General features: G+C 36.0%; 9 protein-coding genes. 1 reads left to right on the top strand and 8 read right to left on the bottom strand.

The features are described from left to right. The coding region (gene coaE / locus SFT90_06745) for a dephospho-CoA kinase (GenBank protein ID MDX1950178.1) at positions 1 to 424 on the top strand (424 nt) is incomplete at its 5' end. On the opposite strand, the gene lipA is transcribed toward coaE, so the two are convergent. The 8 genes from lipA to SFT90_06705 form a co-directional block, all read right to left on the bottom strand. After that, complete coding sequence (gene lipA, locus SFT90_06740; GenBank protein ID MDX1950177.1) at positions 353 to 1,360, bottom strand: lipoyl synthase; 1,008 nt, start codon at positions 1,358 to 1,360, stop codon at positions 353 to 355. The two genes, coaE and lipA, sit on opposite strands and share 72 nt — an antisense overlap. A 516-nt stretch (positions 1,361 to 1,876) precedes the next feature. After that, entirely contained in the window at positions 1,877 to 2,680 is an 804-nt protein-coding gene (gene xth / locus SFT90_06735; protein ID MDX1950176.1) for an exodeoxyribonuclease III, read from the bottom strand. Then, positions 2,677 to 3,315, bottom strand: a complete 639-nt coding sequence (locus tag SFT90_06730) for a prolyl oligopeptidase family serine peptidase (GenBank protein MDX1950175.1) — start codon at positions 3,313 to 3,315, stop codon at positions 2,677 to 2,679. The genes xth and SFT90_06730 overlap by 4 nt, the downstream gene beginning before the upstream one ends. A gap of 11 nt (positions 3,316 to 3,326) precedes the next feature. Further along, positions 3,327 to 3,791 carry a RidA family protein gene (locus tag SFT90_06725; GenBank protein MDX1950174.1) on the bottom strand — a complete coding sequence of 155 codons (465 nt, stop codon included), beginning with the start codon at positions 3,789 to 3,791 and terminating at the stop codon, positions 3,327 to 3,329. Between the two features lie 20 nt (positions 3,792 to 3,811). Then, positions 3,812 to 4,117, bottom strand: a complete 306-nt coding sequence (locus SFT90_06720; protein ID MDX1950173.1) for a DUF1905 domain-containing protein — start codon at positions 4,115 to 4,117, stop codon at positions 3,812 to 3,814. Between the two features lie 172 nt (positions 4,118 to 4,289). Further along, positions 4,290 to 4,640, bottom strand: coding sequence for a 4a-hydroxytetrahydrobiopterin dehydratase (locus tag SFT90_06715; GenBank protein MDX1950172.1), 351 nt, complete (start codon positions 4,638 to 4,640; stop codon positions 4,290 to 4,292). A 255-nt stretch (positions 4,641 to 4,895) separates the two neighbouring features. Beyond that, complete coding sequence (locus SFT90_06710; GenBank protein MDX1950171.1) at positions 4,896 to 6,134, bottom strand: aspartate kinase; 1,239 nt, start codon at positions 6,132 to 6,134, stop codon at positions 4,896 to 4,898. A 78-nt stretch (positions 6,135 to 6,212) separates the two neighbouring features. Beyond that, positions 6,213 to 7,232, bottom strand: a 1,020-nt coding sequence (locus SFT90_06705) for an aspartate-semialdehyde dehydrogenase (protein ID MDX1950170.1), incomplete at its 5' end; no start/stop codon positions are given.

Raw genomic sequence — 7,232 nt, 5'->3', positions numbered from 1 at the left:
AGAGCCTTTAATTAATCGCCAAAAATTAGGTGAAATTGTTTTCAAAAATCCGAACAAGAAAAAACTGCTTGAAAGCCTTGTATATCCTGAGCTTTCTAGGCAAAGGCAAGAAATAATAAAATTGCTAAATCGCCAAAATTTCAGAGGGGTTTTGGTTTTTGAAATCCCACTTTTATTTGAAAATAATTTAGAAAATCAATTTGATTTTGTGATTACAATTTTCTGCAATAAAATTATTCAAAAACAAAGGGTTCTCGAGAGAAAGAATATGAGTGAGGAGAAATTTAATAATATCCTAAAAACGCAAATGACACTCTCAGAGAGGCTAAAAAAATCAGATACGAGCTATAATTCAGGCAGTCATCAGCTTTTCATTACGAGCTTTGCGGAGCTTTTGAAAATCATCACCAGCGTGGTAAGATGAACGCGTTAGCGGTGAAGAAGAAACCATTAAAAAGCCCTTAGCCCTTGCCATTTCAGCATATTGCTCAAATTCTTCAGGTGTAACAAACCTATCAACTGGCGCGTGTTTCGGCGTTGGCTGAAGATATTGCCCGATAGTCAGGAAATCCACATCAGCACTGCGTAAATCGTCCATTAGCTGATAAACTTCTTCTTTTTTCTCCCCCAAACCAACCATTATGCCAGATTTCGTGAAGATTTTTGGATCAATTTGCTTTATTCTATCAAGCAAACGAACCGAGTGGTAATAGCGTGATCCGGGGCGGATTCTCTGATATAAGCCCGGCACGGTTTCTACATTATGGTTAAAAACATCAGGCTTTGCCGCAACAACTATTTCTAACGCCCCTTCTTTTTTGAGGAAATCCGGCGTTAAAATTTCAATTGTTGTGCGTGGGGAAGTTTTACGAATCCGCAAAATACATTCCGCAAAATGTTGTGCGCCACCATCATCTAAATCATCTCTATCAACTGAAGTTATAACGATATGCTCCAAATTCAGCTCTTTTAGTGCATTTGCGAGGTTTTCAGGCTCATGTGGATCAAGCTTATCAGGCCTGCCAGTTTCAATATTGCAAAAGGCACAAGCACGGGTGCAAACCGAACCCATTATCATAACGGTTGCGTGCTTCTTCTGCCAGCATTCGCCAATATTTGGGCAAGCGGCCTCTTCGCAAACGGTGTGGAGTTTATTCTTTTTGATGATATCACGCGTTTCAAAAAAGCCTTTGGAGATAGGGGCTTTAACCCTTATCCAATCTGGCTTTGGTGGTGGAAGAATACTCGGACGATTAGCTTTTTCAGGGTGTCGCAATTTTTGCTTTTCGGGCTTTTCTGATTTTTCTGAATTACCATCAGCAAAATTATAACCGACTATTTGAGTTTCATTTTCTTGCATTTCCCACTTCTAAATTTGCCTTAGAAATAGCTATTTTTATCAAAAGTTCAAGGAGTATAAAGGTAATCTTAAAAAGATATAATTAATACTATTTTATAAGTCTATGTGGTTTTCTTACAATAATAAATGATAACTTTTAGAGATTAGTATATTTTACAACATAAGAGTTTATGAAATATTTTTTTGATGTTATTAAGTCAGGTGTAGACACAAATTAGTGTTTATAGGGCGTGAGGAGAGGCTTCATTTTGAATAAAGTGGATCTCTCCACACTTAAGGAAAGATCTTTTACTTTTTGCAACTATTGGCTTGGAATCCAATAATTCATCAAAACCTTATTCTACAAAAATAATTTTGGTGTATTTTGTTGCAACAGAATAATTTATTTTTGAATATTTATATATTGTTATTTTTTTTTACGTGTTCTCTTAGCAACATTTATAAAGAATTTTCTGTTAAAAAAGGTAATCTAGTATGATTTTATTTCTTAAGAATATATAATTGGCAATTAATTCCTTAAATTTCAATAATAACTGGTGTGTGATCCGAAGGGCTTTGCCAATCACGAGTTTCTTTATAGATTTCAAATTTTCTGATTTGGTTCTTTAGTGGCTCAGTAACCCAAATATGATCAAGCCTTCTGCCTCTATTAGATTTTTTCCAATCTTGGTTTCTATAGCTCCACCAGCTATATAATTTTTCAGAATGAGGGACAAAATCTCTCGCAACATCAACAAAATTGATGGATTTTCTAAATTTTTCAAGATGCTCAACTTCAATCGGTGTATGCGAAACCACATCTAATAATTGCTTATGACTCCAAACATCATTCTCAAAAGGGGCGATGTTAAAATCACCAACTGCTATTATATTATTTCCTTTTTCACGATTTTTTGAAAACCATTTTGTAAGCTCTTTGTTATACTCAATTTTATGTTTGAATTTTGGATTTTCCTGAACATCTGGAATATCACCGCCAGCTGGAATATAAATATTATGAAGTTCAAAATTTAGATTATTATTACTGCCAAACCCCTCAAACTCAGCAGAAATATGCCGTTTATCATTGTTATATAAACTCAAAGAATTTTTAGGCTTGAACTTAAACTTTGAAATTATCGCAACGCCGTTATAAGATTTTTCACCAGTAAAATGCAGAAATTTATAGCCTTCATTTGCGAATTTTTCAGCGGGAAATTTATCATCTTCGCATTTAGTTTCTTGTAGGCACAGAACATCAATATTGTGATGATTTAGAAAATTTAAGACATTATCAATTCTCAAACGAACGGAATTTATATTCCAAGTGGCAATTTTCATATTCTCTCTTTCAAAAATTCTTTGGCGAAATTTATGCCCCTTTCATCTATCCAATGACCAAGATTTTCAAGTAATTTTGTTTGCACAGAAGCATTTACCGCTTTTAATTTTTTCTCAGCGTGGATTGTTTGTTGAAAAGGCACAACATCATCATCTTTGCCGTGAATTAAACAAATATCTGGCGTTGAGTTAAAGCCATCAGTTGAGATAATCGCACCTGAAAAACCAACCACTCCTAAGCATTTTTCTGGCAGATGCAAACCTGCGTGAACCGCCATTAAGCAGCCTTGCGAGAAACCAATCAAAATTAATTTAGAATAATCCAGATTATATTTTTGCAGATTTTCTTTTATAAAAGCGGAGAGTTTTTCATTCGCTTTTGAAGCACCTTCAATCAATTCTGGCAGAGATTTTCCCCATAGAGGAAACCACTGATAGCCAACTTCACCCATCATAAAGCCTTCAACTATATATTTTTCAGGAGCATTTGGGGCAAGAAAAACGGCATTCGGAAGAATATCTAAAAAATCACTCGCAAGAGGTAGCAAATTTTCACCATCAGCACCAATTCCGTGAAGCATAATCACCAAATGAGAAGGCGTTGCAGGTGGCGTAATTTTATAGGCTTGGAGCATTAGAAATAATTTTAACCAATCTTAAATACGCCAGCGATTTCAACACAGGCGTTTAGTGGAATTGAAGCGATGCCATAAGCAGCACGAGTGTGAGAGCCAATTTCCGCACCGAAAATCTCAACAAATAAATCGGAAGCACCATTTGCAACTAAATGTTGAGAGGTGAATTCAGAATCTGAAGCAACCAAAACTTGCAGATGCAAAACTTTTTGTAGTTTGGATAAATCGCCGTTGCAAGCAGCCTTCACGCAGGCAATAAGGTTAATTGCACATTGTTTAGCTGATTCTTTTGCTTGCTCAAGGGTAATATTTTTCCCAACAATTCCTTTATGTTTTATTTCACCATTTTCAATCGGCAATTGCCCTGAAACATAGAGGAACCCATCAGCAACCGCATAAGGCACATAAGAAGCTGCTGGCTTTGCAACATCTGGAATTTTTATTCCAAGTTCATCAATCTTTTTTTGTGGATTCATAATTTTAATTTTTTTTGTTTTTATATTTCTAAAACTATATTTACTATTTTATCAATAGTAATGTTTTCTTTTTCTCTAACTTCTTTTTTGATTGGCAAAAGATAAGTTTTGCTTTTTGAATCTGGAAATATTGAGGTTTTCCAAAGGGTTTTGCCAATTTTAGAAGAACATTTTATAGCTCCCCACCCCCTTCTAATGCAGGAATTTAAGAATTTAATTTCTGCTGAAATATCTTCCGGAACACTTACAAAATGCCAAGAAGATTTGGGCGATGAATACAGCCAAACTTTTGATTTGAATTTATATTTTCTAGAATTTTTTTGCAAATCTAAATTAATTTATCAATTTTATGCTATGTTTCTCCTCCTGCTTGCGGGGGAGATTAAGAGGGGGTCTTTTTCCAAAGCCTATCTCATCAACCAATTATGCCCCCACCCTAACCCTCCCCCGTAAACGGGAGAGGGGATAAAAGAGCATAAAATTTTCTAAAAAACAAATCTATATTAATTTATCAATTTTGCTTGCCAAGATAAAATCATTCTCGTGCAACCCATTTATTTTATGAGTTTGTATATAGATTTTAACATAGCCCCAGCCAAGTTGAATATCTGGGTGATGTGCCTCAGCTTCTGCAACTGCACCAACTTTATTTACAAAATCTAAGGCTTTTACAAAATTTTTGAAGTTAAACTCGCGATAAATTTTTGTGGCGTTTTCTTTGAGTTCCCAAAGTGGAGTTTGTGATAGAAAATTTTTTGCCTCAGCCTCTGTTAATGGCGGAATACCTCCTTTGCAAGGAACGCAATTTTTTGTATCAAGCGATACATTGAATGTAACATCTTTTATCATTTTTCAATCGTTTTTTGTTAATTGTTATTGTTAGGTAAAGGTAAATTTCTGTAGTTTTTCCTCTATAGTGTCACCCCGCATTTATTGCGGGGTAAACCATAAAACACGCTCAAAAGAAGTCTTAGAAACACTTTTAACCATTAACCCCGCAATAAATGCGGGGTGACAATTGGTGGTTAAGGAGATTATATCTGTCTTTATCCAATAACCTATGTTAATCGATTAGCTAATAACTAGCAACCATCAACCAAAAAATCATTTCTTATCTAAACCAAAAGCAGTATGCAGACTTCTCATTGCTAGTTCAAGATATTCTTCATCAACCAGAACGCTAATTTTAATTTCAGAAGTTGCAATAACATGAATATTCACGCCTTTTGAGGCAAGAACTTCAAACATCTTTGCTGCAATACCAGCGTGAGAACGCATTCCAACGCCGATTAGAGAAATTTTTACCACCGTGTCATCTTTGTAGATACTATCAAATTTAATGCCAATTTTGCTGAGGATTTCCTCAGTTTTTGCGATGTCTGTTTTTGCAATTGTGAAGGTTAAATCAGCCTTTTTAGCATCTTTACCAACATTCTGCACAATCATATCAACGCTAATTCCCGCTTCAGCAAGTGGGGTGAAAATTTTACCTGCAATACCGGGGGTGTTTTCAACGCCTTTTAGGGTAATTTGAGCATCATTTTTGCTGTAAGTCACACCTGTAACAACTCTTCTTTCCATAACTTCCTCCTCTTCAACTAAATATGTTCCTTCAACATCATCAAAGCTAGATAGAACTTGCGTTCTAACCTTATAAACCATTGCTAATTCTACGCATCTTGAATGCAGAACTTTTGCACCAAGTGAAGCCATTTCTAACACTTCCTCATAACCGATTTTATTGAGCTTGCGAGCTTTCGGCACGATGCGAGGGTCTGAGGTATAAACACCATCAACATCAGTGTAAATATCGCATCTATCAGCCTTCAAAGCCGCCGCAATTGCAACCGCTGAGGTGTCAGAACCGCCACGACCTAACGTTGTAATTTTTCTATCAAGCGGATTTTCAGCAATTGTTACACCCTGAAAACCGGGGATTATAACTACATAGCCTGAATTAACTTCTTTCAGTATTCTTTCGCCGTCTATATCTTCAATGCGAGCTTTGGAGTGATTTTCATCAGTAAGAATTGGGCATTGCCAAGAAATCATTGATTTTGCTTTAATACCAGAATTTTGCAAAGCAAGTGCAAGCAAACCGATTGTAACTTGTTCACCAGTTGAAACTATAACATCATATTCAGCAAGGGCTTCATTGGAGGTGAGTGGGTTTAACTCCTCAGCGAAGGCGACGAGTTTATTGGTTTCACCACTCATTGCGGAAACTACAACAACAACTTGGTTTCCTTTATCAAGTTCCTTCTTAACTTTTGTTGCGACATTTTTAATTCTATCAGTTGAGCCAACAGAAGTGCCACCAAATTTTTGAACAATTAACGCCATTTCTATTAAAAAAGTAATTGAAATTTATACGGCTCTGTTAGAAGAAATTTACAGATTATTCAAGCGGTTTTTAGAATATTATTTCAAATAATCCCTGATTAAAACTTCCGCAATTTGCACAGAGTTTAACGCTGCACCTTTGCGAATATTATCTGAAACCACCCACATATTAATTGCCTTAGGGTTAGTTACATCTTTACGGATTCTAGAAACATAAGTCGCATCTTTGCCTGCTGCTTCATAAGGGGTCATATATCCGCCATTTTCGTGAGTATCAACCACTTCAATTCCTTCAGCTTTTTCCAAAACTTTGCGAACATCTGCAACGGAAATTTCTCTGTCAAATTCAACATTTATAGCTTCACTATGGCTAACAAAAACCGGCACACGAACACAAGTTGCGGTAACTTGAATATCATCATCGCCCATAATTTTCTTAGTTTCAACGGTCATTTTCCATTCTTCTTTTGTGTAACCTTCAAACTCACCTTCCATAAATTTATCAATATGAGGGATAACATTAAAAGCGATGCGTTTTGTGAATTTTTCTGGTTCTTTCAAATCACTAACATAAACGCCTTTAGTTTGATGATAAAGCTCGTCCATAGCCTCTTTTCCAGCGCCGGAAACTGATTGATAAGTTGAAACTATCACCCTTTTAATTTTACCAAGTTTAGTAAGCGGTTTTAACGCCACTACCATTTGAATGGTTGAGCAATTTGGGTTAGCAATAATGCCAGTTTCTTTATATTTTGGAATATCTTGCGGGTTTACTTCTGGCACTACAAGTGGGATATTTTTATCCATTCTAAATTGTGAAGTGTTATCGATCACTACGCAGCCTGATTTTCCAGCACGAGGGGCGTGAATTTTTGAAACCGCTGCACCCGGCGAGAAAAGTGCAATATCACATTTGCTAAAATCAAAATATTCTAAATCTTGCACTTTCAAGGTTTGATCATCACCAAAGGAAACTTCCCTTCCCACAGAGCGAGAAGAAGCAACCGCATATACATTATTTACTGGAAAATTTCTCTGCGCTAAAACATCAAGCATTTCTCTGCCGACATTTCCAGTTGCACCAACAACAGCTACATT

It is taken from the genome of Rickettsiales bacterium, from assembly GCA_033762595.1.
GTDB lineage: Bacteria > Pseudomonadota > Alphaproteobacteria > Rickettsiales > UBA8987 > JANPLD01.
Note: the sequence above shows the minus strand (reverse complement) of the source record. Positions and strands in the feature narration are given on the sequence as shown.